This window comes from Acinetobacter sp. YH12140 (assembly GCF_013418475.1).
Classification (GTDB): Bacteria; Pseudomonadota; Gammaproteobacteria; order Pseudomonadales; family Moraxellaceae; genus Acinetobacter; species Acinetobacter amyesii.
Map to the genome: position 1 here is coordinate 104825 of NZ_VPBZ01000006.1, position 26397 is coordinate 131221.

Annotated in this window: 18 protein-coding genes; 7 read left to right on the plus strand and 11 right to left on the minus strand. The window is 40.6% G+C overall.

Annotated features, from left to right (window positions below):
- Positions 1 to 69 precede the first annotated feature (69 nt).
- From FTU75_RS09800 to FTU75_RS09830, 7 genes are all read right to left on the minus strand, one after another.
- The gene (locus FTU75_RS09800; RefSeq protein ID WP_078189642.1) at positions 70 to 876 is read right to left on the minus strand and encodes an enoyl-ACP reductase; all 807 of its coding nucleotides are present in this window, start codon (positions 874 to 876) and stop codon (positions 70 to 72) included.
- Between the two features lie 151 nt (positions 877 to 1027).
- Positions 1028 to 1849 carry a TatD family hydrolase gene (locus FTU75_RS09805; RefSeq protein WP_180115862.1) on the minus strand — a complete coding sequence of 274 codons (822 nt, stop codon included), beginning with the start codon at positions 1847 to 1849 and terminating at the stop codon, positions 1028 to 1030.
- Positions 1850 to 1857: 8 nt separating this feature from the next.
- Positions 1858 to 2814, minus strand: a complete 957-nt coding sequence (locus FTU75_RS09810; protein ID WP_180084685.1) for an RsiV family protein — start codon at positions 2812 to 2814, stop codon at positions 1858 to 1860.
- A gap of 74 nt (positions 2815 to 2888) precedes the next feature.
- Complete coding sequence (locus FTU75_RS09815) at positions 2889 to 3716, minus strand: hypothetical protein (protein ID WP_180115863.1); 828 nt, start codon at positions 3714 to 3716, stop codon at positions 2889 to 2891.
- Between the two features lie 106 nt (positions 3717 to 3822).
- On the minus strand, positions 3823 to 5415 hold the full coding sequence (locus FTU75_RS09820; protein WP_180115864.1) for a peptide chain release factor 3: 1593 nt from the start codon (positions 5413 to 5415) through the stop codon (positions 3823 to 3825).
- A 240-nt stretch (positions 5416 to 5655) separates the two neighbouring features.
- Entirely contained in the window at positions 5656 to 7722 is a 2067-nt protein-coding gene (locus FTU75_RS09825) for an EAL domain-containing protein (RefSeq protein ID WP_180115865.1), read from the minus strand.
- A gap of 436 nt (positions 7723 to 8158) precedes the next feature.
- Positions 8159 to 10369, minus strand: a complete 2211-nt coding sequence (locus FTU75_RS09830) for a carboxy terminal-processing peptidase (protein ID WP_180077859.1) — start codon at positions 10367 to 10369, stop codon at positions 8159 to 8161.
- Between the two features lie 200 nt (positions 10370 to 10569).
- Between FTU75_RS09830 and nagZ the strand changes: the two genes are divergently transcribed.
- Both nagZ and FTU75_RS09840 read left to right on the plus strand, forming a co-directional pair.
- Positions 10570 to 11592, plus strand: a complete 1023-nt coding sequence (gene nagZ, locus FTU75_RS09835; protein WP_180115866.1) for a beta-N-acetylhexosaminidase — start codon at positions 10570 to 10572, stop codon at positions 11590 to 11592.
- 130 nt (positions 11593 to 11722) lie between these two features.
- Entirely contained in the window at positions 11723 to 12592 is an 870-nt protein-coding gene (locus FTU75_RS09840) for a class I SAM-dependent methyltransferase (protein ID WP_180115867.1), read from the plus strand.
- Between the two features lie 29 nt (positions 12593 to 12621).
- Here FTU75_RS09840 and FTU75_RS09845 read toward each other — a convergent pair whose 3' ends face one another.
- On the minus strand, positions 12622 to 13950 hold the full coding sequence (locus FTU75_RS09845) for an alpha/beta fold hydrolase (protein WP_180093321.1): 1329 nt from the start codon (positions 13948 to 13950) through the stop codon (positions 12622 to 12624).
- A 303-nt stretch (positions 13951 to 14253) separates the two neighbouring features.
- Here FTU75_RS09845 and FTU75_RS09850 point away from each other — a divergent pair, with 303 nt between their 5' ends.
- The 4 genes from FTU75_RS09850 (at position 14254) to FTU75_RS09865 (ending at position 20366) form a co-directional block, all read left to right on the plus strand.
- Entirely contained in the window at positions 14254 to 15519 is a 1266-nt protein-coding gene (locus tag FTU75_RS09850) for a glutamate-5-semialdehyde dehydrogenase (RefSeq protein WP_180115868.1), read from the plus strand.
- 493 nt (positions 15520 to 16012) lie between these two features.
- Positions 16013 to 17230 carry an acetate kinase gene (locus FTU75_RS09855; protein ID WP_180088985.1) on the plus strand — a complete coding sequence of 406 codons (1218 nt, stop codon included), beginning with the start codon at positions 16013 to 16015 and terminating at the stop codon, positions 17228 to 17230.
- A gap of 59 nt (positions 17231 to 17289) precedes the next feature.
- Entirely contained in the window at positions 17290 to 19431 is a 2142-nt protein-coding gene (pta, locus tag FTU75_RS09860) for a phosphate acetyltransferase (RefSeq protein WP_180115869.1), read from the plus strand.
- Between the two features lie 260 nt (positions 19432 to 19691).
- Positions 19692 to 20366: a phosphatase PAP2 family protein gene (locus FTU75_RS09865; RefSeq protein WP_180115870.1), complete on the plus strand. Its 675-nt coding sequence runs from the start codon at positions 19692 to 19694 to the stop codon at positions 20364 to 20366.
- 146 nt (positions 20367 to 20512) lie between these two features.
- On the opposite strand, the gene FTU75_RS09870 is transcribed toward FTU75_RS09865, so the two are convergent.
- The 3 genes from FTU75_RS09870 to FTU75_RS09880 all read right to left on the minus strand — a co-directional run bounded on the left by FTU75_RS09870 (position 20513) and on the right by FTU75_RS09880 (position 24135).
- Positions 20513 to 22138: an alkaline phosphatase gene (locus tag FTU75_RS09870; protein WP_180115871.1), complete on the minus strand. Its 1626-nt coding sequence runs from the start codon at positions 22136 to 22138 to the stop codon at positions 20513 to 20515.
- A gap of 49 nt (positions 22139 to 22187) precedes the next feature.
- Entirely contained in the window at positions 22188 to 23408 is a 1221-nt protein-coding gene (locus FTU75_RS09875; RefSeq protein ID WP_180115872.1) for an OprD family outer membrane porin, read from the minus strand.
- A gap of 232 nt (positions 23409 to 23640) precedes the next feature.
- Complete coding sequence (locus tag FTU75_RS09880) at positions 23641 to 24135, minus strand: GNAT family N-acetyltransferase (protein ID WP_180115873.1); 495 nt, start codon at positions 24133 to 24135, stop codon at positions 23641 to 23643.
- A 735-nt stretch (positions 24136 to 24870) separates the two neighbouring features.
- On the opposite strand from FTU75_RS09880, the gene FTU75_RS09885 reads away from it, so the two are divergent.
- The gene (locus tag FTU75_RS09885; RefSeq protein ID WP_078189659.1) at positions 24871 to 26397 is read left to right on the plus strand and encodes a fumarate hydratase; all 1527 of its coding nucleotides are present in this window, start codon (positions 24871 to 24873) and stop codon (positions 26395 to 26397) included.

Below are 26397 nucleotides of genomic sequence, written 5' to 3' on the forward strand. Positions count from 1 at the left end.
TTCCAAGGGGAGAGGTTTTTATTCCCTCACCCTAGCCCTCTCCCAAAGGGAGAGGGAACTTAAAGAGAATTACTCAGCATCTGCCATTAGATCAGCGCTCATACCTACAGTATTAAAGCCAGCATCAACATACAAAATTTCACCTGTAATACCATTTGCCCAAGGCGAGCAAAGGAACAATGCTGCATTACCGACATCTTCAATAGTTACATTGCGTTTAAGCGGTGCAACTTTTTCATTTAGATCTAACATTTTACGGAAAGATTTAATCCCTGAAGCCGCTAAGGTACGAATCGGACCTGCTGAAATCGCATTTACACGAATACCTTCAGCGCCAAGACTTGTTGCCAAATAACGTACGCCTGCTTCTAGTGACGCTTTTGCCATACCCATAACGTTATAGTTTGGCATTACGCGTTCAGAACCTTGGTAAGTCAGCGTCAATAAGCAACCTTGACGTGCAGCCAATAAAGGTTTTGCCGCACGAGCCATCGCAATAAAGCTATATGCGCTGATGTCGTGAGCAATTTTAAAACCTTCACGGTCGGTAATATCAGTGAAATCGCCATCTAAAGTATGTGCCGGTGCAAAACCAATTGAATGCACAACACCATCTAGACCATCCCAATGTTTAGCAAGTTCAGCAAAAGCGGTATCAATTTCAGCGTCCACTGCTACATCACATGGGAAAACTAAAGTTGAACCAAATTGTTCAGCAAAATCATCTACACGTTTTTTTAATTTTTCGTTTGGATAAGTAAAAGCCAGTTCTGCACCTTCGCGATGTAAAGCTTGCGCAATACCAAATGCGATTGATAACTTACTTGCAATACCCGCGATTAAAAAGCGTTTGCCAGCCAATAGTCCTTGTGCCATGTGAAACTCACTCAAAATAATTTAACAGCATAATGCCAAGTCTAAAGCATTTTAGAAATTGCATAATGCGCCTTTTTTTAGAAAACCATCATTGCATGCACGATGCGAATAAAAGCCAGATTCAATCAAGCGGCGTCATATTTGTTGCCGCTTAAGCGTCCAGATGCAATGCCTGTAATGAATTTTTCCATAAGATCTGTGCAATCTCAGACTCAGTACGGTTTAAGCTCTGAGCTAGCCCCTGCAATACATAGGGTAAATTAACAGGCGTATTACGGGTACGCCCTTCCGTCGAATGCTGACAACATAAGGGTGTCATATCGGGACAGTCGGTTTCTAAGACCAAATGATCTACACCCAAAGTCTGAACCACTTGATGTAATTTTTTTGCATTGGGATTGGTGATTTGCCCTGTTATACCAATTTTAAAACCTAGCTTGGTAAATGCCTTCGCTTCTTCAACACCACCACTAAATGCATGTGCAATACCACCGAGCTTAAATTGATGCTTTTTCAACATCGAAAGCACCTCCGCATGGGATTTACGAATATGCAGCAAAATAGGTTTATCAAACTGCTGTGCTAACTCAAGTTGTGCGGAAAAATACTGCTGCTGCTTTTGAAAAAGTTCAGGCTGTTTATGCTGTTTCAAAAAGGTATCTAAACCTATTTCACCGACAGCAACACAATCATGCTGCTTTAGCATCTGCTCCACATCCAACAAATGTTCTGTACGATGTTGCTCAATATAAAACGGATGTAAGCCGGGAGCTAAATAGCTTGTTGGAACATTGGATAAACGATCTAAAAACTCTTGGGTATGCAGCAAATCTTGAAAACGTGACTGTACAAAACCAATCAATACCAACGCATCGACACCCGCCTGTTTGGCAGCATACGCCAACTGTTCCCGATCAGCGTCAAAATCGGGAACATCAAAATGCGTATGCGTATCAAACAGTGAGTAAGTCATTGAACTAATTAATTTGCTTTTGCGGCTGAGGCTTCAACAGCTTCAACTGGAGGTAGATATTGCTTTTTTAATACACTTTGCAATTGATCATACGGAATGGTCAAACGTGGTAAACCCACCACATACGGCCCAATTTCATATTCGGCATATTGCAAAATTAAACCTTGCTGACTCAGATAAAAATTATCAGACAGTTTAAATTTCCAAATCTGTTCGTATTCTTGAATATTGTCTGCCAACTTGGCATCTTTCACCCAAGTTTTAAAGACTTCATAGCCCCGCTTTTCAAGCTCAGCACGTTGATTTGGCAATAATATGTCGTTGAGCTGCACCAATTTTTGAGTGCTTAAATCGAAGTTATAATATTGCTGTGCAGAAGAACCATGCGCTCCACCTAAATATGAACTGGTATTTAAAACCACTGTTGCCAAGGGTTTTTCAGCATTTAATATTTTAGGTTTAATCATCAAACTGATTTGCTGATTGGCACTTAAAGATTTCAATTCTTTATCTAAATTTAAGAACGCTTGCATGTAAGGCTGCGTGGCTTTTTCCAATTTTAATTTGGGCGTTTCAACCTTTGCCAAAGCAGATTTTGCTTCAGACGCTGCAGGAACTTCACTTGCAGCGGGAGCATCAGTACTCAGCGTTTTATCTTCTAAAGGCGATACAGATAGAATTTCACCTAACTGTTTTAGAATTTCCGCATCAATAAAGTCATCAATAAAGGCTTGATTACTGTTTAAGCGTTCAACTGAAATTTCAGGACAGACCCCGCCATCACATTCAGGTAAATTCAGTTGTAATTTTTCCGCATCACCAATCAGTTTTGCACTCAAATCTGGCTGTTCAGTTTTTGCTTGATCTGGCTTTTTTTCAGGTTCAGCTTGTTGTGGCTGACACGCCGTGAATGCAACAGAAACTGCCAATATTGAGCTTGCCCAAATTTTATTTTTTTGCACCATTGCTTCAACCTTTCATTTTGAATAATTGATATTTATTTTGGTAAATATCTTATCAAATTAAATACTTTCGTTGATTAGAACATATGCTGATAAACGTCAGCTTTCAATACTTGTTGTGTTTGCGCTTTGCTGAGATAAATATCCAGTTGTTTACTATCTTTGACAATTTCATCTGTACGATAATGCAAACCGATACCTTCTTGATCAAAGAACCAATCTGCTTGGCCCCAATAGAGTTTTTTCGGTGCCGATTTTTTGACATCTACCTCTTGTTCATCTAACCATTTGCTATAGGCTTGCTGCACAATAGCATCCATATTTTGCTGTTGCTTTGCATCAATAATATCTAAAGGTTTAAGATTCTTTTTCGCACGGCGGTCTGCCACAAAAAAATAATACCGCTCTTTGACCGTGATATTTTCCTGTTTGGTATCAACACCGATTTGCAGCAACACATATTGATTACGTTGATAAGGAACTCGTGTGTACATGGCCAATTCATAGGCTTTATTGGTTTTAAACTCTGCCTGCCAAGCATCTGATTTTTTCACATACGCATCGACGGCTTGTTGGAGATTCATATTTTGCTTTAATGCAATCTGATCTTGTACGACGCTGGCCTGATTTTTTTCAATCCAACCATTCAACCACGTATCTACGGTCTGAATGGTTTGTATCTCTAAATCAATACAACTTTTATTTTCACAAAACGGTTTGGCAATTTTTGCGGCTTGCTCTCGAATATTTAAATAGGGCAAAACATCTGGATTGATCACGACCGCTTCAGAAGCGCCATCATCGGCCGGCTTTGTCGCTTTGTTTTCTTTTCCTGAATCACATGCACTGAGCAGCAAAACACTCCCCAAAAGTGCAAAAACTGTAGCATCCTTGAATATTTTCATGATGTCCTAAACGACCAAATGATTGCGTAATGTATGGATTTAAAAACTCTACCACAAAATAAAACAGCTTCACGAAGAAGCTGTTTTATTTCTGTAAAAGAACAACTTAGTGTTCACGTGTATTGCTGAACACGATATCCGGATAACGTTCTTGCATTAACTGTAAATTCACACGACTTGGTGCAAGATAAGTTAAATGACCACCGCCATCGACAGACAATTGGTCGTGTGCTTTTTTCTTAAATTCGTTGAATTTTTTCTCGTCATCACACGATACCCAACGTACGGTATTGATACTTACAGGCTCATAAATACAATCAACTTTGTATTCTTCTTTCAGACGATAAGCCACAACTTCAAACTGAAGTACACCCACAGCACCCACGATTAAATCGTTACTGTTTTGCGGCATAAAGACCTGAGTTGCACCTTCTTCTGAAAGTTCTTTTAAGCCTTTTTGCAGCTGTTTTGACTTCAACGGATCTTTTAAACGCACGCGACGGAACATTTCAGGGGCGAAGTGAGGAATACCGGTAAAGTGTAAATCTTCACCCGAAGTGAAGGTATCGCCGATCTGAATCGTACCATGGTTATGCAAACCGATAATGTCGCCCGGCCATGCTTCTTCAAGGTGCTGACGGTCACCAGCAAGGAACGTTAAAGCATCACTAATACGCACATCTTTACCTAGACGCACATGTTTCATTTTTAAGCCTTTTTCATACTTACCTGAACAGATACGCATGAATGCAATACGGTCACGGTGTTTTGGATCCATATTGGCTTGAATTTTAAAGACGAAACCAGTGAAGCCTTCTTCAGTCGCTTCAACTTTACGGTCTTGAGTTGGATGTGCTTTAGGTTCAGGCGCATATTGACTAAATGCATCCAAAACATGGTCCACACCAAAGTTACCGAGTGCCGTACCAAACAAGACTGGCGTTTGACGGCCTGCCAAAAATTCATCACGGTCTAAAGGTTCATTGGCCATTTGAACCAATTCCAATGATTCTTCAAATGCAGCCCAAGCGAGATCACCGACTTTTTCACGCAAATCTGCATAGTCATAGCCATCACGGACTTCAATATCCGTAATTGTTGAACCGAAACCTGCCTTATAAACGTAGAATTTTTCTTCGAGTAGGTTAAATACACCGGCAAAGTCACGACCTGTGCCCAATGGCCAAGTAATCGGAACACATTTAATTTTTAAAACATTTTCGATTTCATCAAGAAGTTCTAATGGCTCACGAATTTCACGGTCCATTTTGTTGACGAATGAAATAATCGGCGTGTCGCGCATACGACACACTTCCATCAATTTGATCGTACGATCTTCGACACCTTTTGCACCATCAATCACCATAAGCGCAGAGTCAACAGCGGTTAATGTACGGTAGGTATCTTCAGAAAAGTCTTCATGCCCTGGGGTGTCGAGCAAGTTAATCATCTTGTTTTTAAACGGGAACTGCATAACAGAAGTGGTGATCGAAATACCACGTTCTTTTTCCATTTCCATCCAGTCAGACGTTGCCGCACGATCAGATTTACGGCTTTTTACCATACCTGCAACCTGAATCGCCTGTCCCCATAACAACAGTTTTTCTGTCATTGTGGTTTTACCGGCATCGGGGTGGGAAATAATAGCGAAAGTACGTCGCTGAGCGACCTGTGTCGCTAATTCTTCTTTAAAACTCATGAAAGACACCTACTGCAAAACTCGCAGTGCAAAAGATCAGATCTGATCAATATGGAAAATTGGCGATATTGTATCAGATTGACCATTAAAAATAATCAACCACATCGGGTTGAGTCAAAATCTTAGCGTGGTGTGTCTTGATGTTTTACATTGGATGACGACCTGTTTTTATCGACAATATAAAGCATTTCTCTGTCTTTTTTTCTCACTCATTGGCAATGCGATCAGACTACGAGGACTTTATTCAACTTTCATTTTCATGCTTTCTTCAAGCTGTGCCACTGGCATCGGCATTCCTAACAAATATCCCTGCAACTGTTGGCAACCTAAACGTTTTAAAATTTCTGCTTGTTGTTCTGTCTCTACACCTTCTGCAGTGACCGTTAAACCCAGTCGAATTGCCAAGTGAATAATACTTTCTAAAATAATTTCTTCTTTAGAACCGACGCTCAAATTGCGGATAAATTCACGGTCAATTTTCAACTCATCTACAGGCAGTTCTTTTAAATACAAGAAACTTGAATGTCCCGTTCCAAAGTCATCAATCGCAACTTTAATCCCCATCTTTCTCAAATGTTCAAAAGTTACGATACTGGCATCGATATGATGCATCGCAGTTGACTCGGTAATTTCAATAATTAAATGTGACGGGTTAATTTCATACCGTGCAAAAAGCGACTCTAAGGTACTAAATAAATGTTTATGCTCAAACTGAATCGCTGATAAATTGACCGCAATCGGATACAGCGGCATATTCAGCTTTTCCCAGTGCTGAATTTGCTTACAGGCTTCTTCAAGCGCCCAATAGCCCATGGCAATAATCAGTCCAGTTTTTTCTGCACCATTGATAAACTTATTTGGCGTCAACATACCTAGAGTTGGATGATTCCAACGAATTAAGGCCTCAACCCCACAAATTTCACGATCAACGGCATTAAATTTTGGCTGATAAAACAAGCTAAACTGCTGTTCTTCTACCGCTTTATATAAATCATTGATCAGTTTCGTCTGACTTTTTTCTTCAAATTGGTCGGCAGTATAATTAAAAAATGAATAGGTATTACGCCCCTGATACTTCGAACTCAGCATTGCAGTGTCTGCATTGATCAGTAGGTCTTGTAAGTTCGCACCATGTTCTGGGTACATCGCAATACCAATACTACCTGAAATATTGATTTCCTTACCTGCAATCAAAAAGCTTTCTTGCATCAATTCCAATATTTTTTCAGACATTGCTGTGGCAGAGTCATTGCTTGCCGACTCAAGTACAATCAGAAATTCATCGCCACCGATTCGTAGCAATTTGGCTTTATCATTAATTAAACGGTGAATACGCGTAGCAATTTGAATCAGTAGTTGATCACCCACATGGTGTCCAAACACATCATTGACCGCTTTAAAACGGTCGATATCAATATAAATAAAAGCAATTTTATCTTGTCTTAAGCGATGCTCTGTAAATAGAAAATGTGCATATTCAGCCAAAAATAGTCGATTAGGTAAACGGGTCAAATTGTCCTGTACCGCTTGATTGGCCAGTTCTCGATTTGCGCGCATCAACTGCAAACTGCGATGTTCTAAACGTTGCTCAAGTACTGCAACGCTAAAGGCCGCCATCAACAATAAACTGGTGACAAATAAGACAATAAATAGCAATAAATTATGGTTAATTTGAGCCGCAACCAATACATCCATCGAGTTTAGCGGTACAAAATCAACAGCTGCCATACCAATATAATGCATAGCGACAATGCTAAAAGTCAGCATCACGGCAACAAAAGCATTCATGATGTTACGTTTTGGCGAGTATTTATTTTTAAACGTTAGCCAAAATGCCAAACACGAGCCACAGATCGCAACTAAAATTGAACAGATAACAATTAAAGGTTCGTATCGTTGCTCATAACCCTGAACGTCTAAACTCAGCATCCCCGTGTAATGCATTCCGGAAATGCCTAGCCCCATTAAAACTGAGCCTAAAATTAAACGAGGAAATGGTAGCGTCAGTCGTGTGGTTAACCACACGGCAAAAGTGGACGCGACAAAGGCAATAAAATAGGATGTCAGAGTAAGACTGGTATCAAAACTATGATTTGAAGGTAAATGGCTGGCCATCATACCTACAAAATGCATGCACCAAATCGCAGCACCTAAAATTGCACCGCTGAATAATAAAATGACATTTTCATATCTTGGTCGTGTTCCACGGAACAACATTTGTTCGAGTGAAACAGCTAAGTAACAACTTAATAATGCAACTACGATTGAACCAACGACCAGATTGTAATCATAATGAATATGGGTCATATCAAGCGTTCCGCTTAGGTTATCGTGGCACTTTCTTTAACCGAATTACCCAATCTATCTCTTCCCTTTAACTTGTTACATTTTCAATTACTTACTTATTTTCTCTTAGAATCTATTAGTCTACGGTAATGGTCAAGTCTTTCTTTCAAGATTTTAAGCAACTGATTAATTTAAAAAAATAAAGCTTGATGAAGTTCACTAAAACTTAAACTTTTGATAAAAATTGCATCAGGTGTTTATTATTTTAGAACAGTTTCTAATCATAATAAAATGAATAAGTTAGAATCATTTATAGATTGCTTTCTAGATTTAAATCGAACACCGCCCTACTCACAAAAAAATAGCGAGCCGTAGCTCGCTATTTCTCAATGGATAAATTCATCTTTTCTGTCAAAAACTCAAGCAATCATCTCAATGTTATTTATGGATGAATTACTTACTTTTTGGCTGTTGTTGTATGCGTTTTGCCTTGTAATTTGGCATAGTCCATTAGCACGTTTGCTGCTTCCGTCACAAAGACTTCTTCTTCAGGCAGTGCTGGACGTTGGTTTGCCTTCATTTTTGCACGTGCCTCCACCAATGCATCCATAGACGCTTGGTAGCTTTCCCAGTTGGCATAAGGTTTTTGACCCACCACTTTACGACGCTGATTTTCAGCATCCAAAGACTTTTGCTCTAGTGCCAACAGCTCGGCTTTACGCTTCGCTAAGTCAAGCACCACACGCTTTTGCTCTTCTGTCTTTTTCGCAATCGCAGTACGTTGCTCTAAATATTTAAATTGCGGATCAATGCTGACACGTTGCTGAGATGACTTAATCAAATCGGGAACATAGGCTTGGATCGAGCCTTCACGTTTAAACGGTGCTGTAGGAATGGTATCCCACTGTAAAGCATTTTTCGCTTTACGTTCACCAAACTCTTCATTGTAAATATCAACCAACTTAATATCAGGCACGACTCCTTTATTCTGGGTACTGCCGCCAGTCACGCGGTAAAATTTACGTTGCGTTAAGGTTGCTTGACCATAGGCTAAAGAGTCAAGTTGTACCTGCGCTGTTCCTTTACCCGTTGTGGTGCTACCAATCACCACACCACGTTCATAGTCTTGAATCGCAGCAGAATAAATTTCACTCGCAGACGCCGAAGCCAAGTTAATCAATACTGCCAATGGACCTGCATAAGTTTGCGCGCCCCCATCATCATCTTCAAACACGCTGACATTGCCATTGCCATCACGGATTTGCACCACTGGACCTGATTTAATCACTTGACCAAGCATACGTGCCACTTCTTCAAGTGAGCCACCAGGGTTGTTACGCAAGTCAATGATGATACCTTCAACATTTTGAGCATCTAAAGTTTTTAAGGCTTTATTGGTATCTTCTGATACAGAGCGATAGTCTGTACCTGCACGACGTGCACGATAGTTCAAGTAAAACGATGGAATTTCAATTACACCGAACTTATGCTTTTTGCCATCACGCTCAATTTCAACGGTACGTGAACGCACGCCTGCATCTTCTTCTTGAATCACATCACGTACAATTGTGACATTTCGCGCTTGATTCATGGACGCACCAGCACCCAATAAACGTAGAGTCACTTTGGTGCCACGTTTACCACGAATCAGTCCGACAATTTCATTGCTCGGCCAACCGATCACATCCACCATTTTGTCGCCATCTTGGGCAACACCAACAATGCGATCACCTGACTTGACTTGTCCTGATTTGCTGGCTGGACCACCTTCTACAATCGTTTCAATTTTAGTGTAGTCTTCGTTGCCACGTTCAGGACGAATCGACACCCCAATCCCTTCCAATTGCAGCGTGGTTTGACGGTTCAATTCCATCGCATCTACAGGTGGGAAATAGTTACTGTGCGGATCATACGTCAGCATCATGGCATTCAGAGTTTTGTCGAGCACATCATCGCTTTTTAAACGACTAATCCGCTCTAACTGACGTGTATAACGCTTGGTTAAAGTCTGTTCAGGTGTTAAGTCTTCAGGACCTGTTAAGTCTTGACCATTTGCCAGTGTTGGGTCATCTTTCAACGCTTTTTGTTTGGCTTTCTCTTCTTCTTTGCTGATGGTTAAATTGATCAGCTGAGAGACCAACATTTTATTCCAATGCGCACGCTGTTCTTCTGTCGATTTAAAGAATGGCGCTTTTTCACGATCAGTTTCGATGTAGTTATTCGGTTGATTTAAATTCTGTGGCTTTTTCAGCTCTTCCAACATATAGGTGTAGAACTGTTTTAAGCGCTCACGATATTGCGCATGAATCGCATACGGCCCTGTTAAATTGCCCGCTTTGAGATTTGCACCAAAAGTTGAGCCATAACGTTTTTTATAATTTTCAATGTCTGATGCCAAGAACAACGTATGTTCAGCATCTAAACTATCAATATAAAAATCTAAAATACGGTTAGATGTATTGGCATCTAAACGCTGATTTAAATAGTGTTGACGGTCTACCAATGTTGCAAGCTGACGTGAGACCAAGGCTTGCTCTTGTGTGGGCTGAATAGTACCCGCGCTCACTGCTTCTGTATTATTGGCAGCAATTGCGTCATTCACCACATGAGTGAAAAAGAATCCACCTGTCGCAATCGCAACGGCACAAGCTAATGTTTGAAGTTTCATAAATAATTTGTACTTCCTTGGTATTAAGACCAATATTACCGTGTTGGTTTTCGACCTGAATTGAATAGATTCAAAATCTTAAACAACTTAATATGTTTATGTCGTGTAGTTTTATCATATTCTCTGCTGACAAAGTGTAGCAAATCATTGCAGAATTCAGGTATTGTTTTTCCTTAAAAATTCCAACACGGACACCGAATATGATTGGCGCATTAATGCTCGACATTGCTGGCACAGAACTTACCCAAGAAGATATTGAACTATTACAGGCACCACAAGTTGGCGGCATGATTTTATTTGGTCGCAACATTGAATCTCCTGAACAAGTTCGTGCCCTGACCGATCATATGCGTCAAATCCGTCCTGATATTTTAATTGCGGTCGATCAGGAAGGTGGTCGTGTACAACGCTTAAAGCAAGGCTTCACACTCCTACCAGCTATGGGTAAGTTTGGTGAACTTTACTTAACTGAACCTGAAAAAGCAGTTGAACTGGCTGAACGATGTGGCTGGTTGATGGCAGCTGAAGTCCTGGCGGTCGGCATCGATTTCAGTTTTGCACCGGTGCTTGATTTAAATGATGTCAGTGATGTGATTGGTGACCGTGGTTTTGCCAAAAATATGCAAGACATTATTCCATTGGCAAGTGCTTTCTTAAAAGGTATGAAACGTGCAGGAATGGCATCTACAGGTAAGCATTTCCCAGGCCACGGTTCAGTGAAAGCAGACTCACACGTCGCTGCTGCTATTGACCATCGTAGTTATGAAGAGATCTACCAAAAAGACATGCAAAGCTTTATTCAACTGCAACCACAGCTTGATGCCTTAATGCCTGCGCATGTGATTTATGAAAATATTGATCCTAATCCTGCTGGATTTTCACCGTATTGGATTCAGAAAGTCTTACGTCAAGAGCTCCAATTTGATGGCGTTTTATTCTCCGATGATTTAAGCATGCAAGCCGCTTGTGTCGCTGGCGGCGCAGATGCTCGTATCCAAGCAGCATTAAATGCAGGTTGTGATATGGGCCTTGTATGTAATAACCGTGAATCTGCATGCATTGCGCTGGATGGCATTCAAAACTTGGCTCTCCCAAATCAAGAACGCCTAGAACGTATGCGCGGTAAAATCCCACAAATTGAGATTGGACAAAGCATTGAACTCGGGGCGGACTGGCAAAACGTGCGTAACCGTATTGTGGATTTTAAAAATCAATATTGCTAATCCAAGACTTTCAAAATTCTAGAAAATGGAGCACGACAAGGTGCTCCTTTTTGATTTATGATGAAGACAAAATAAGTGCTTCGGCGCTATACAAAAATTGCCAATAAAAACAACATTAGGTCAGGACGACATGACACAAAGTTTATCGGAACATCGACACATTTCCTTTACTGCACATTACACCGGCTATATTTGGTACAGCATGGGGATTTCGCATCCCGTTTTTGCCACACGTAAAGGCAAATTTTTAGCACGTTTAGTCCATCCTTTAGAAAGCTGGGCAGAAAAGAATGTGGGCGGTAGCATGCGTTCGACGCTTAAACAGCGCCATGCCATGATCGATCAACATTTAGATCAACTCATTACCCAATATCCACAGCTACAAGTCCTTGAAATTGCCTGTGGCCTCTCCCCGCGCGGTTGGAATTTTCGTACCAAGCATCCTGAAATTGACTATCGTGAACTCGACTTGCCAGATATGGCAAAAATCAAAACACAGGCACTTAAACAGATTGACCCGCATGCCCCTGAGGTCTTAACTGGCGACATTTTCACTCAAGATTTTGAACGTATTTTTCAGAGTTTTGACCCTGAACGCCCTTTGGTGGTGATTAGCGAAGGTCTGATTAATTATTTTGATCAAATCCTACTGAATAAATTATTGCAAGGGATCACCGAATATGGCGCCTCGTTTCAGGAATTGCATTATCTGACCGACATCTATCCAGAACCCATTAAGAACCGTTTAGCACGTTTTATTTGGGCCAGTAGTAAATTACTCAAAGTCATGTCTCGCAGCGCTTTTACTTTTCATTTTCAATCCCCTGCTGAATTACAGCAGTTTTTCAGTCATACAGGATTTGAAGAAGTAGACGTCGTTCAGCCGGCCTTATACTTTCCACAACAGCAGCAAGAACAAGTGATTCCTTTTCACGATGCAGAGCAGCACTGTGGAGATTTGGTTTGGATGGTCCATGCTAAAACAAAAAAACAGCGCTAAAGCGCTGTTTTTTTTTATATGTTCATGTTTTAACTTACAGCTTCTAATATCAACACATCTTCTTTTTGGCGTTGTACAAAGCGCAATAAACGCTCCGCCAACTCAAAACTACCATGCTTAAACAAAGCACGAACCTGCGTATCTACAACGTCAAAGATGAGACATTCAATTTTAAACTCACCTTCTTCATCTTCTAGATGTAATGCCAAATCCCGTGGATATGCGTGCATGGAGTCCAACATTTCAGCCTGCACATTCAACAACACCCCAAAATAATTTAAATCTATAATTTGAGTGTCAACCACAAGGTCTGAATGGCGATGAGATAAATGCGTGAATGGCTGTTGTACACTCACCCGCGCTTCGCCACGGCGTTCGATATTTTGCATTTGCTCTCGGCTCATTGGAATGATCCCTTCCAACTGCTGAATAGACTCACCGCGTAGATAAGTTGCAAACAAATTCATAGTTTCCTTACGACGCTGCAACTGAGGTAAATGATCCGCATTGGCAATCATGGCAAATTGCATATTCGGACATTGCAAGGCAAAGCCCGCATTTTCATGTGGCAAAGTAAAACTGTCGTACTGCCCGCAAGACACCAATACATCACACTGTGGAATTGGCACGTCTTGCAAACGCAGCAAACGGTTACAGTTAATGTCATAACGCTCTTGTTCGGTATTGGTGAATTCAGCCATTTGTCTAAAGAACAAACGCTTCGCTGTCGGTGACATCCGCGTCACATCCAGTTTGGCATGATTAACCAAATACAAAATCACCGCTTGACCAAATTCATCCATGCGCTGTTCTTTCATCAAATGCAAGGATTCTTCAAGCAACATGCGCCAGCTCTTGCGCGTTTTTTGCATTACGCCCATCAATATCATGCGGTCAATCAATTCAGGACGTTGATCCGCCAGTCCTGCAGCCACCACTGAACCGAGCGACATCCCCATCACGGATACTTTTTCTAGCCCGACGATATCCAACCAAACGCCTAACATCTGTGCCAGATCACCCAACTCTAAAGTCCCTGCCGACACCGAAGTATCGACATTGGTAATTTGCTGATTTGAGCCCATAGAGGGTAAATCAATTAAAATAATAGGTCCTGCCGCAAATAGTTGTTCGACACAATATTTGTAGGAATTAAAGTTTTGAAATGCACCACCAATAATAACAATCGGGGTGCGATGAATGGTTTCAGGTTGTGCAATGGCCATATATTCGACCTTCCAGCCATCAATCCATGTCGTTCTGGCAGGCTGTTTAAAGCTTTGCTTGTCATACAGATCGAAAAAACTGTAATGCGTACTTTCCTGTACGGTGGGATCCATTTGGATAATGGAATTCATATTCCTTTCCTCCATTCCTGCCTTATTTTTATTGTCAGGAATTCATTTAGAGACTCTGCTCGACTTAGCGTCCTGCTCTTTAATCGTTATTTGTACGACTTCAATGTCGCTATTGTTTCATTCTATACAGAGGTTCATTTTACAAGCAACTGATATCCCCGCCGCTTATCTACTTTTGCTCTAAAAACAATTTCAAAATGTTATTTCTGGTCAGCAAGTACAGTCGAATATGCACTTAAGTGCTTCATTGTTTAGTCACAGGCTGTTAATATCGAGTTGAAATTTCTAAGTGATCAAACCGCTATGCAAGAGTCTATTGAACAATACATGCAAACGGTAGGACAGCAAGCACGCACAGCATCACGTGTGCTCGCAGGGGCTTCTACCCAGACTAAAAATAATGCCTTATCAGCAATTTATACTGCTTTACAAAACAGTGAAACTGCAATTTTGGCAGCTAACCAAGTGGATATGACCAAAGCGCATAACAACAACTTGGATAGTGCTCTGCTTGATCGCTTAGAACTTACCCCCACACGCTTTAAAGGCATGCTTCAAGGTCTAAAAGATGTAATCGCACTGACTGACCCGATTGGCGAAATCACCGATATGGCCTTTCGTCCGACAGGTATTCAGCTAGGAAAAATGCGTGTGCCACTAGGTGTTGTCGGCATGATTTACGAATCTCGCCCAAATGTAACCCTTGAAGCCGCATCTTTAGCGCTTAAATCAGGTAACGCCATTATTTTACGTGGTGGTTCTGAAGCTTTGGAATCTAACCAAGCAATTGCGGCAGCGATTCAACATGGCTTAACTGCCGCAGGTGTACCTGAACATGCCGTTCAAGTAATTAATACCCCAGACCGTGCTGCGGTTGGCCAATTAATTACTATGCCTGAATATGTCGATGTGATCGTACCTCGTGGTGGCAAAAGCTTAATTGAACGTATCACCAATGAAGCACGTGTGCCTGTTATCAAACATCTTGATGGTAACTGCCATGTTTTTGTGGAAGCTCAGGCTGATTTGCAAAAAGCATTACCTATTGCGCTTAATGCCAAAACACACCGTTATGGCGTATGTAATGCCATGGAAACCTTACTTGTCGATGAATATGTCGCTGAGGAATTTTTACCACGCATTGCTGAACTCTATGCGGAGAAAAAAGTTGAACTGCGTGGCTGTGCTGAAACGCAGCGCATTTTGGGCGAATCGATTGTTCCTGCAACTGAGGAAGATTGGTACACCGAATACTTAGGCCCGATTTTGGCAGTGAAAGTCGTTACAGGCTTAGATGAAGCGATTGAGCACATCAACAAATATGGCTCACACCATACCGACTCAATCATTACCGAAAACTTTAGTCTGGCTCGTCAGTTCTTGGCGCGTGTAGATTCGAGTTCAGTGATGATCAATGCCTCAACTCGCTTTGCGGATGGTTTTGAATATGGTCTTGGTGCTGAGATTGGTATTTCAACCGATAAAATCCATGCACGTGGTCCAGTCGGTCTTGAAGGTCTGACTTCTCAAAAATGGATTGTGTTTGGTGATGGTCAAATTCGCCAATAACACCCAATAAGACAACGAAAGCTGTGCTTTTCTGATTAAAGGCACAGCTTTTTTTATGGTGATTTAAAAAATTAGACCCAGGGTTCACATATTGAAATATAAGCCTGCAAACACACAGGATATAGAATCGAAAACAGATTTTTTGACAATTAAATACTTAAGAAGAATGAGAAAAGTTAAATTTACCTGCTTTTTTGCAACAATTTGAGGATTACAGCGCAGCGAACGCATGTTATGTTCTATGTATATCCCTTAAATCGTATAAATTTTGAGGACTATTTTATTAATAAATGAAAACTATGAACTGATAAATTTTAATTATTATTGTGCTCAGGGTCGATAGTGCTTAAGTCTAATCTCCTAAAGTCTATCTAGGACGATAAAAAAACCCATGATAAAACATCATCACAGATCTAAATTGTATCAATCAATACAACTGCAATCAGATCAATATTATGGATAAGTATTTCAATTAGAATTCGGGTATTTAAACGTGTCTACATCAGTATTAGTAATTAACTGCGGATCTTCTTCTATCAAATATGCGTTAGTTTCTGAGCGCCGTGAAGATCGTATTTTTGGTCTAGCCGAGAACCTAGGTTCTGCTGATGCACGTATTAAAGGGGTCACTACAGGTGGTGATGCGCTTGAGCTGTCTATTCCACATGCTGACCATGAAAAAGCCCTTGAAACTATTTTAGAGCGTTTGGCTCACCATAATCCTCAAGCGATTGGTCACCGCGTTGTTCACGGCGGTACATTAACCAAAGCTGAGCTATTAACACCAGAAATTATTGAACGTATTCGTGAAGCAACTCCACTTGCTCCATTGCATAACCCGGCTCACTTGGTGGGTATCGAAGCAACGATGCGTTTGTTCCCTGAACTTCCGCAAGTAGCCGTATTTGATACAGCATTCCACCAAACCATGCCGTCTCATGCATACCGTTATGCATTACCAAAATTCTTGTACACACAACATAACGTACGTCGTTATGGATTCCATGGTACTAGCCATGCCTACGTATCTGAGCGTGGCTCAATGTTGGCAGGCAGCTTTAAACAAGGTGGCTGGTTAACTGCTCACTTAGGCAATGGTAGCTCGACTTGTGCGATTTGGAATGGTCAATCTGTAGATACGTCAATGGGTCTGACTCCACTTGAAGGTGTGGTCATGGGCACACGTAGTGGTGATGTTGACCCAAGTATTCACAGCTTCCTTGCAAGCAACTTAGGTTGGGATATCTACAAAATCGACAAGATGCTGAACAGCCAATCAGGCCTACTTGGTTTGTCTGATCTTTCAAATGACATGCGTACGTTGATCGAAGCATCGGAACAAGGCAACGAAGATGCCGCACTTGCCATTGAAGTTTTCTGCTACCGTTTAGCTAAATCTTTAGCAGGTTTAAGCTGTGGTCTGCCACGTATTGATGGTCTATTCTTTACCGGTGGTATTGGTGAAAATTCTGCCTACATTCGTGAAAAAACGGTTTCATACTTACCGCACTTTGGTTTCAACCTTAGTAAAGAATTAAATGACAACTTAAAACGCGGTACTGAGGGTCGTATTGACCACGGTACTGGCCCACAAATTTGGGTTGTTCCTACCGATGAAGAAGGCCGTATTGCCAAAGAAACTGAGCATGTTGTAGACGAGGTGACAGCATCTGCTACAAAAAAGCCTGATGCTGAAGCTGCGATTGCATAAGCAATCGCATCAGCCCCTTCGCCTTCAATATTAATTTTTAGCTTTAATTTAGACACCGTATGAAAACAATTTTACTCGTGCCAACTGGGGAAGGTGTAGGTTTAACATCTGCATGCTTAGGTTTAATTTATGCTTTGGAATGCCAAGGGGTCAAAGCAGGTTTTCTGAAACCATTTTCACAGGAAAATGTCGCAGATACTGTAGACCGTACAACGGCTCTTTATCGTCATTTATTTAATAATGAAACGGTAGAACCCATTCATCATGCCACCATCGTGAAGCAACTCAGTCATGATGAAAGTGATGAACTGCTCGAAGAAGCTGTTCGTTTGCACCGTGAAATTTCAAAAAAGCATGATCTGATTATTGTTGAAGGCTTGGTTCCAAACAGCCGAGATAACTTTGCCTCAGAACTCAACGCAACTTTAGCAAAAGCACTCGATGCTAAAGTGATTATTGTCAGCACAGCAGATATTCAAAATGCCACGAAAACGGCTGAGAAAATTGACAGTTCTCTACGCCAATTCGGTGGTGCAGCATCTGAACGCACTGCGGGCGTTTTGTTTATGCGCACACGTGGTTTGCCAGAAGAATCTGCGCAAATTCCTGTCACGCTTGATCCAAATCTGCGTTTAATCAGTGATACCAATAAATTTGTACTCGAATTACAACAAAGTAATCCGCAAATGGGTTCTACACAGCTACCTGTTATTGGTCTCGTTCCATTTAGCAATACGCTCAGCGTACCGCGCATGTCCGACTTGGCGACACATATTCAAGCGGAATGGATCAACCAAGGCGATGCTGCTCATCGACGCGTACTACATAGCAGCTTAGTTGCCTCTAATATTGAACATGAACTTCACAAATTTGTGGCAGGTGAACTGATTATCAGCGCCTCTGACCGTATTGATGTGTTGTTGGCTTCTAGCCTTGCAAGTAGCAATGGTATTCCACTTGCCGGTTTGGTTTTGACTGAACATCATCAACCGAACCCACAAGTTTTAGATTTCTGCCAAACCGCGATTAAGCAAGGCTTACCGATTTTACATACGCCTTTAAGCACGTTTGAAACGGCACAACAACTTTCAAATTTAGGCAATGAAATTCCTGTCGATGACGTCGAACGTGCAGAGCAAGTGACTCGCTTTGTTTCAAGCCACATCAATGCTGAATGGATTACTGAAATATTAAATGGTTCATATCAACCCCGTTTGTCCCCTTCTGCATTCCGTCATGAATTGGTACAAAAGTCCATTGCTGCGAAAAAACGGATTGTTCTACCTGAAGGTGATGAACCACGCACCATTCAGGCGGCTGCCATTTGTCAATCACGTGGCATTGCACACTGTATTTTATTGGCAAAACCTGAAGCCGTGATTGAAGTTGCAAAAGCACGTAATATCGAACTTCCACATGATTTGGAAATTATTGATCCAGATCTGATTCGTGAAAACTATGTGCCTAAAATGGTTGAGCTGCGTAAAGGTAAACTCAATGATCTACAAGCACGTGAACAGCTACAAGATACTGTGGTTTTAGGTACCATGATGCTTGCACTCGATCAGGTGGATGGCTTAGTCTCAGGCGCAGTACATACTACGGCGAATACTGTACGTCCTGCATTCCAATTGATTAAGACTGCACCGGATTATTCATTGGTTTCTTCTGTGTTCTTTATGCTGTTACCGGATGAAGTCTATGTATATGGTGACTGTGCAATTAATCCAGATCCAAATGCAGAACAGCTTGCAGAGATTGCGATTCAATCTGCAGATTCAGCAAAAGCCTTTGGTATTGACCCACGTATTGCGATGATTTCATATTCAACAGGTACTTCTGGTGCAGGCGCAGATGTCGAGAAAGTGGCTGAAGCAACACGTATTGCCAAAGAACGCCGTCCAGATTTACTCATTGATGGCCCGCTTCAATACGATGCTGCTTCGGTGGAAAGTGTGGGACGCTCTAAAGCACCTGACTCTAAAGTGGCTGGTCGTGCCAATGTGTTTATTTTCCCGGACTTAAATACAGGTAATACAACCTATAAAGCAGTTCAACGTTCTGCAAATGTAGTCAGTGTTGGCCCTATGCTGCAAGGTTTAAACAAGCCTGTAAATGACTTGTCACGTGGGGCTTTGGTCGATGACATCGTGTTTACCATTGCATTAACGGCAATCCAATCCGAACAGCAAGAAGCTTAATTTTAGTTTCGAGTTCTAAACCACCCTTTCGAAAGATTGGGTGGTTTTTTTATTCATTCCGATTTTCCCGCATTTCAATCTTATTTATATTGCGATAATTTTCATCTTATTAATTCTTGTCATCTTAGAGTCAATATTATTGCTTATGGTATGAGCGCTTTTTTAATTATTCAAAACTTAGCTATATCATGACAAACTTAAAATTTTATACTCCATGCGCCATCTCTACATTAATATGGGTTTGCTTAAGCGCACACTCCATGGCCGCAGATTCATATCTAACACCTGACTCAGCTCCAAATAGTCTTGAAATATTATCTACTCCTCCACAAGCCTATAGTGGAGATTTTATTCGTGATCAAAGTATTTTCAAACAATCTCAATATTTGAAAAATACGGCTCGCTGGCAGCAAGCACAAATTGATGCTGATGTTTCAAATGCACACTTAGGGCGACCTTTTTCACATGCATTTGGCGTAGAAATTAATGAGAAAAATACACCTATTTTATTTGAAATTTTAAGAAAAATTAAACTTGATAGTAGATACTCTACTCAAACTGCAAAAAAGAAATATAGCCGTGAACGTCCATATGGCTATTTTAATGTCAGCACTTGTACCCCTGAAGAAGAAAATGAAAAAAATCAATATGTTTCCTATCCTTCTGGACATACAACTATCGGTTGGACATATGCATTAGTCTTAGCAGAGTTACGTCCTGAGCGTCAAAGTCAAATTCTTAAACGTGGTATTGAATTTGGTCAAAGCCGAGTCGTGTGCAATATGCATTGGCAAAGTGATGTCGATGCTGGCCGTATTATGGGAGCAGCGCAATTTTCACGCCTACAGGCAGATCCACAATTTAAAGCCGATATGATCAAAGCCAAAACTGAAATTAACCATCTCATTTCTGCCTCACACAAAAAATCTGATTAAAAAGTCAGCATCTTGTCCCATTGCATGGATAGTAGATCACATGCATGGGCAGTGGTTTTTAATAGATGTGCATGTACAATATAAAAATAAAGCGCTTAGAACCATCTAAGCGCTTTATTTGATTTAGCAGGAGTAGTGATCCCTTTTTATTTTGATTCAATCTGCTTCAGTTCTGGCTTGCCATAAGCCACTTCAAAACTTGCAACGGTCGTCATTTTTCCACCTGGTTTTTCAACAAAGTCTAGAACCTTCAAGTCTGTACGCATATAGTCTTTAAAAAAGTCTAAAGTCTGATAACCGCGTTGATCATTGATAAATTTGATATGTGGATTTAACTTCAGCACATCTTCCTGCCCTGGACGGATTGGTTGACCATTGCCGGTAGAGGTTATTGATGTAGTTAAAAATTCGGTTGCAATCGATGGACTCTTAAAATCATTCAAATCACTTGGAATATTCGCTGCAAAATATTGATGCAAATCTCCTGATAAAATTACTGTATTACCATGAGGTGCATTTTTTTTGATAGATTCAATCAAGCGCTCGCGTGCGTATGGATAGCCATTCCACGTATCTTTCCCAAAATAAGCTTTGCCTGATTTGTTATAACGTACCCAAGGCATAACCTGAATTTGCTGTGCCAAGACATTCCAACGCTTATCATGGCGCATTTGCTTCGCCAACCATTGCTCTTGTGCTTTACCAAGAACCTGCTCATTTCGGCTATTTTCCGTACGGCAGTAATCTATTTTATCAAACCCATCTTCTAACTGAGCTTTGGTGCATAAAATTGGAGAACGGTACTGGCGTGTATCCAAAATATTCATCCGTAGCATTTTGCCATAATCTAAAGTGCGGTAAGCAAGGATATCTGGGCCGTTCGGCTTCTGTTTTAAACGCACAGGCATATATTCATACCATGCTTGAAACGCTGCTGCGCGGCGCAGTAAAAATATGTCTTTCTTCTCGCCTTTTTCTTCAATATCTGCAGCCCAGTTGTTATCCACTTCATGATCATCAAAAGTCATCGCAAAAGGTGCAGATGCATGTGCAGCTTGCAAATCAGGATCTGCACGGTACTGTGCATAACGAATACGATATTGCAGTAAAGTTTGAATTTCCGGACCAATATGTTGACGCGCTGGAATAGACACACGCAAGTCACCGATTGCACGTCCCCCGCCTTTACCCTCTGGTCCTTCATAAATATAGTCACCATAATGGAAAACTAAATCTATCTCTTTTTCTTTGCTCAAGTAATCATAAGCCGTGTAATAGCCTGTTTCATAATGCTGACAACCTACTACAGCAACACGAACTCGTTCTGGCATTTGGTGCGCGGCAGGTGCTGATTTTGCTGTACCTACAGAACTTTCATAACCAGCCAATCTAAATCGATAATAATAGCGTGTCATCGGTGCTAAACCACTTATCTCTACATGTACTGTGTGATGTAAGTCAGGATGTGCCTGCGCCTTCCCAGTTTGCACAATTTTCTTAAATTCAATATCTGTAGCAATATCCCAATCCACTTCAACAGCTTCCTTCGGCATCCCACCATCTACAGAAAGTGGATATGGCGCAACACGCGTCCAAATGACAAAGCCATCTGGCCAAGGTTCACCTGAGGCAACACCTAATTGAAATGGGCTAATCGGAAATTTGGCATTTGCCCACGTGCTTACTGGACTCAGTCCAGAAAATAACGCTAAAGACCCGACTCCCATCAAACCCTTTAAGAATTGACGACGATTCGAATTAATATGATTCATTTTTATTTCTCTATAAACTTATTAATAAATTAATCTGATCAGTTTTGGATTAGAAAATTGGCAGGGTATAGGTCAAGTAGATACGGCTTTGTTCCTGCTTTGTTCCTGTACTTTTTTTGAATTTTCCGTATTGAGCGGTAAAACCTAAATTTTTGAATTTGCCTTCCGGCACTTTATAACGCAAGGTATAGTCAATTTCGGACTCAGTTGCACAACCACATTTACCAAAGTCACGTCCTTGTACTTTCAGGAACGATACATTTAAGCCTTTTAAGTATTGATTATTGAAGTCATATCGATAGCCATACCATGTGGACTTTTCGCCTGCATTAGTAAAGTTCTGCAACAAACGATTTGTTGGCAAATAAATGAACGTACCATCCGCACCATTATCTAAACTGCCCTGATTCATATGCAAAAAATCGCCATCATCACCAATTTTTTGCGCACCAAATTGCAGCTGATGATTTTTAAATTTGTATTTGAAGTCTACACTGGCTGTCTGATTATCTACTTTGGCACCATAGCCTTTTTCACCACGTTCATTAGCTCCAGTCGCTTGAGTATCAAATAAACGTAAGTCCGTATTAAAACTCTGGTTTTCACTGAATGGAAATTTGTGTTTCACACCGACAAATTGTTGTACATAAAAATCATCCAGCTCACCTGCATAATACTGCAGCGTTAAATTTTTATTGGGCTTCCAGTCCGCACCGCCAAACATAAACCCATCACTGGTTTCGGTCGCGCCTTTTATAGAAAGCTTTGAAGCATCTCGTGATGCACGTGGAATTGCTTTGGTGACATAACCTCCAGTTAAAGTCAGCCCTTTAACATCTTTAGAAGTGACTTGACCACCTAAATAGGCAGATTCGAGCAAGCGAGCAAAGCTTCGACTCAAAATGGGTAAGTTAGGGCGTAACTCCCCGACTTTTACATCAGTTTTCTGATAGCGCGCTTTTAAAGTGGGATATGCACGTGTCCAATAATTTGTTGGACTACCATCACCCTCTAAAGGAAACATCAATGAATTTTTGGCTTTATCTTTGCTTCCGTCTAAACGTATACCTGCTGCCGCAGTCGCATCTAAACCAAAACCGACTTGACCTTCGGTAAAGCCAGATTGATAACTCAATTCAATACCTTGTCCCCAAACTGTCGAATCTTTATCGTTAGGCTCTTGATCTTGATCAAAATAATAATTTTTAAAATCTATTTCTGCTTTACTATCTTTAATAAATTCTGCTTGTGCTGCCTGCATTTTCAGCATGGGGGTGAAAACCATACAGCAGATGAGTGCTTTGTAATTCAACGTCTAACCTCTTTGGTCCTTGAGAAATACTGCAATAACTTAAAGGCTCTGTATGACAATACACTTGCAATCCCATGACAATTACATGAAAAATAAAACAAAAGTTAAATATAAATATTTGATAATATAAAAATTAAAGTTATTTTTTATTTTTTGTTTTTAAGCACTTAAATACGAAAAAAGTTGACCATTAAAAGAACTGCAAGCACTCCATTTTTTGACTGCTAAGCTCTAAGCCTGATTTTAAAGAAGATTGCTCAAGAACTTTTATAAAACCTTGTTTAGAATAAAATTGAATAGCTCGTAAATTACCTAATTCAACACGAAGTACAATTTTTGTATAACCTTGGTTTGCTGCATATTTTTTTAGATGAGATATTAAAAGATCAGCAACACCCTTTCCTCGATAATTCTCATGTACCCACATTGCAACCACATTAAATTCATGCTGTTCATCAATAATACCTCCAGCCATGCCGACTGCTCTTATTCCGTCAAATGCCAATAGAAACTGACATGGTATTTTTTGCGCAGCTCTATCACGCCATTCAAACTCACTATGAGTTTTGGTTTTTTCATAAGTTGCTGTAAATGCATCGGGACTGTCTTGTAATGCTTCTAGCCGTAAATTTTTCAGTATCTCCCAATCTGATTCAACAGTTGGTCGAACAGTAACAGTGCCCATTTTTAATTTTACCTGTCATCTATTTGCTTCAAATCATAACGTTTAGAATTGAAGTCTTGTAAAAAATTTGAAAGCAACAAAGATCATCGATGATTATCACACACACTGACGCAAAGACTAAAAATTAGCTATTACTCATGATTAGATTTGAAGATTTGAAGATTTGAAGATTTGAAGATTTGAAGATTTGAAGATTTGAAGATTTGAAGATTTGAAGATTTGAAGATTTGAAGATTTGAAGATTTGAAGATTTGAAGATTTGAAGATTTGAAGAAGAATATTATTTTTATAAAATTTAAAGCAAAAAAAAGAAGATAAAGCTTTAGGCTTGATCTTCTTGTTGACCGTAGAACCAAGTTGCTGCGATAAACAGAGAAAAACCAATAACTGACAACACTGGAGTAACCATATAATTCACACTCTAACTTTAATGACGTCATTATGTAAAAGTTTTATGACAGTTATATGACAAATACGAAATATTCAAAAATAATAAATATCATTTATTTTCAATAATTTAAAAATAAAAACATATCTCCCTCTCTAGTTTTGTGACAAATATTTCATGAAATATGACAGTGAAAACGTCATTTTCAGGCCATTTATGACAGCGAGACATGGCACTGTTAAACCCTATTAAACTTTCGGCCAAAGATTAAGCGAAATACCCACACAACTGTGTTTTTGTCTTATAATTTAGCCCGCTAGCTATCAGCCCGCTCAAGAGATATTTGTATGACAACTATTATCAAGCAAGATGACTTGATCACATCGGTAAAAGATGCGCTTCAGTTCATTTCTTACTATCACCCACAGGACTTCATCCAAGCGATGAGCCGTGCGTATGACCGTGAAGAAAACAAAGCCGCAAAAGACGCGATTGCACAAATTTTAATTAACTCTCGTATGTGTGCAGAAGGCCATCGTCCTATCTGTCAAGATACGGGTATTGTGAACGTATTTCTTGAAGTGGGCTTAGACGTTAAATTTGATTTAACCATGAGCCTAGACGATGCAATCAACGAAGGTGTACGTCAAGGTTATCTTGAAAACTCAAACATTCTTCGTGCATCAGTATTAGCTGATCCTGCTTTTGGTCGTAAAAATACCAAAGACAACACCCCTGCTGTAATTCACTACAAACTCGTTCCAGGTAATAAAGTTGATATTACTGTTGCTGCTAAAGGTGGTGGTTCAGAAAATAAATCTAAGCTTGCAATGCTTAACCCTTCTGACTCTATCGTAGATTGGGTACTTAAAACTGTTCCAACAATGGGTGCAGGTTGGTGTCCTCCTGGTATGCTCGGTATCGGTATTGGTGGTACTGCTGAAAAAGCCATGATGCTTGCAAAAGAAGCATTGATGGAAGAAATCAACATGGACGAATTACTTCGTCGTGGCCCACAAAACCAAATCGAAGAACTTCGTATCGAAATCTTCGAAAAAGTAAATGCTTTAGGTATTGGTGCTCAAGGTCTTGGCGGTTTAACCACTGTTCTTGATATCAAAATCAAAGACTACCCATGTCACGCTGCGGGTAAACCAGTAGGTATGATTCCAAACTGTGCTGCAACTCGTCATGCGCATTTCCAATTAGACGGTTCAGGTGTAGCGCATATTCAAGCGCCTAGCCTTGAAGACTACCCTGCAGTGACTTGGGATTCATCAACGTCTAAACGTGTTGACTTAGATAACATCACTCAAGAAGAAATGAACTCTTGGCAACCAGGTGACACACTACTTCTTAACGGTACAATCTATACAGGTCGTGACGCTGCGCACAAACGTATGGTTGACATGTTAAACAAAGGTGAAGAACTTCCAGTTGACCTAAAAGGTAAATTTATTTACTACGTTGGCCCTGTTGATCCAGTCGGTGACGAAGTCGTTGGTCCTGCTGGCCCAACAACTGCAACACGTATGGATAAGTTCACACGTCAAGTGCTTGAAGCAACTGGCATGTTCGGTATGATTGGTAAAGCGGATCGTGGCCCTGCTGCTGTTGAAGCAATCAAAGACAACAAAGCAACTTACCTAATGGCTGTTGGTGGTGCTGCTTACTTAGTATCAAAAGCGATTCGTGAAGCTGAAGTGGTTGCTTTCGCTGACTTAGGTATGGAAGCGATCTACAAATTTGTTGTAAAAGACATGCCAGTATCTGTAGCTGTTGACGTAAATGGTACTTCTGTACACGCGACTGCACCAAAAATCTGGCAAGCAAAAATTGGTAAAATCCCAGTAGTTGATGCTGCTGCGAACTAA

Bases quoted from the DNA above. Each gene is read 5' to 3' on its own strand.
- FTU75_RS09885 (WP_078189659.1), top strand. From the start codon at position 24,871: ATGACAACTATTATCAAGCAAGATGACTTGATCACATCGGTAAAAGAT.
- FTU75_RS09800 (WP_078189642.1), bottom strand. From the start codon at position 876: ATGGCACAAGGACTATTGGCTGGCAAACGCTTTTTAATCGCGGGTATT.
- FTU75_RS09840 (WP_180115867.1), top strand. From the start codon at position 11,723: ATGACACAAAGTTTATCGGAACATCGACACATTTCCTTTACTGCACAT.
- pta (WP_180115869.1), top strand. From the start codon at position 17,290: ATGAAAACAATTTTACTCGTGCCAACTGGGGAAGGTGTAGGTTTAACA.
- FTU75_RS09820 (WP_180115864.1), bottom strand. From the start codon at position 5,415: ATGAGTTTTAAAGAAGAATTAGCGACACAGGTCGCTCAGCGACGTACT.
- FTU75_RS09880 (WP_180115873.1), bottom strand. From the start codon at position 24,135: ATGGGCACTGTTACTGTTCGACCAACTGTTGAATCAGATTGGGAGATA.
- FTU75_RS09825 (WP_180115865.1), bottom strand. From the start codon at position 7,722: ATGACCCATATTCATTATGATTACAATCTGGTCGTTGGTTCAATCGTA.
- FTU75_RS09865 (WP_180115870.1), top strand. From the start codon at position 19,692: ATGGCCGCAGATTCATATCTAACACCTGACTCAGCTCCAAATAGTCTT.
- FTU75_RS09875 (WP_180115872.1), bottom strand. From the start codon at position 23,408: ATGCTGAAAATGCAGGCAGCACAAGCAGAATTTATTAAAGATAGTAAA.
- FTU75_RS09850 (WP_180115868.1), top strand. From the start codon at position 14,254: ATGCAAGAGTCTATTGAACAATACATGCAAACGGTAGGACAGCAAGCA.
- FTU75_RS09845 (WP_180093321.1), bottom strand. From the start codon at position 13,950: ATGAATTCCATTATCCAAATGGATCCCACCGTACAGGAAAGTACGCAT.
- FTU75_RS09815 (WP_180115863.1), bottom strand. From the start codon at position 3,716: ATGAAAATATTCAAGGATGCTACAGTTTTTGCACTTTTGGGGAGTGTT.
- FTU75_RS09830 (WP_180077859.1), bottom strand. From the start codon at position 10,369: ATGAAACTTCAAACATTAGCTTGTGCCGTTGCGATTGCGACAGGTGGA.
- FTU75_RS09805 (WP_180115862.1), bottom strand. From the start codon at position 1,849: ATGACTTACTCACTGTTTGATACGCATACGCATTTTGATGTTCCCGAT.
- nagZ (WP_180115866.1), top strand. From the start codon at position 10,570: ATGATTGGCGCATTAATGCTCGACATTGCTGGCACAGAACTTACCCAA.
- FTU75_RS09870 (WP_180115871.1), bottom strand. From the start codon at position 22,138: ATGAATCATATTAATTCGAATCGTCGTCAATTCTTAAAGGGTTTGATG.
- FTU75_RS09810 (WP_180084685.1), bottom strand. From the start codon at position 2,814: ATGGTGCAAAAAAATAAAATTTGGGCAAGCTCAATATTGGCAGTTTCT.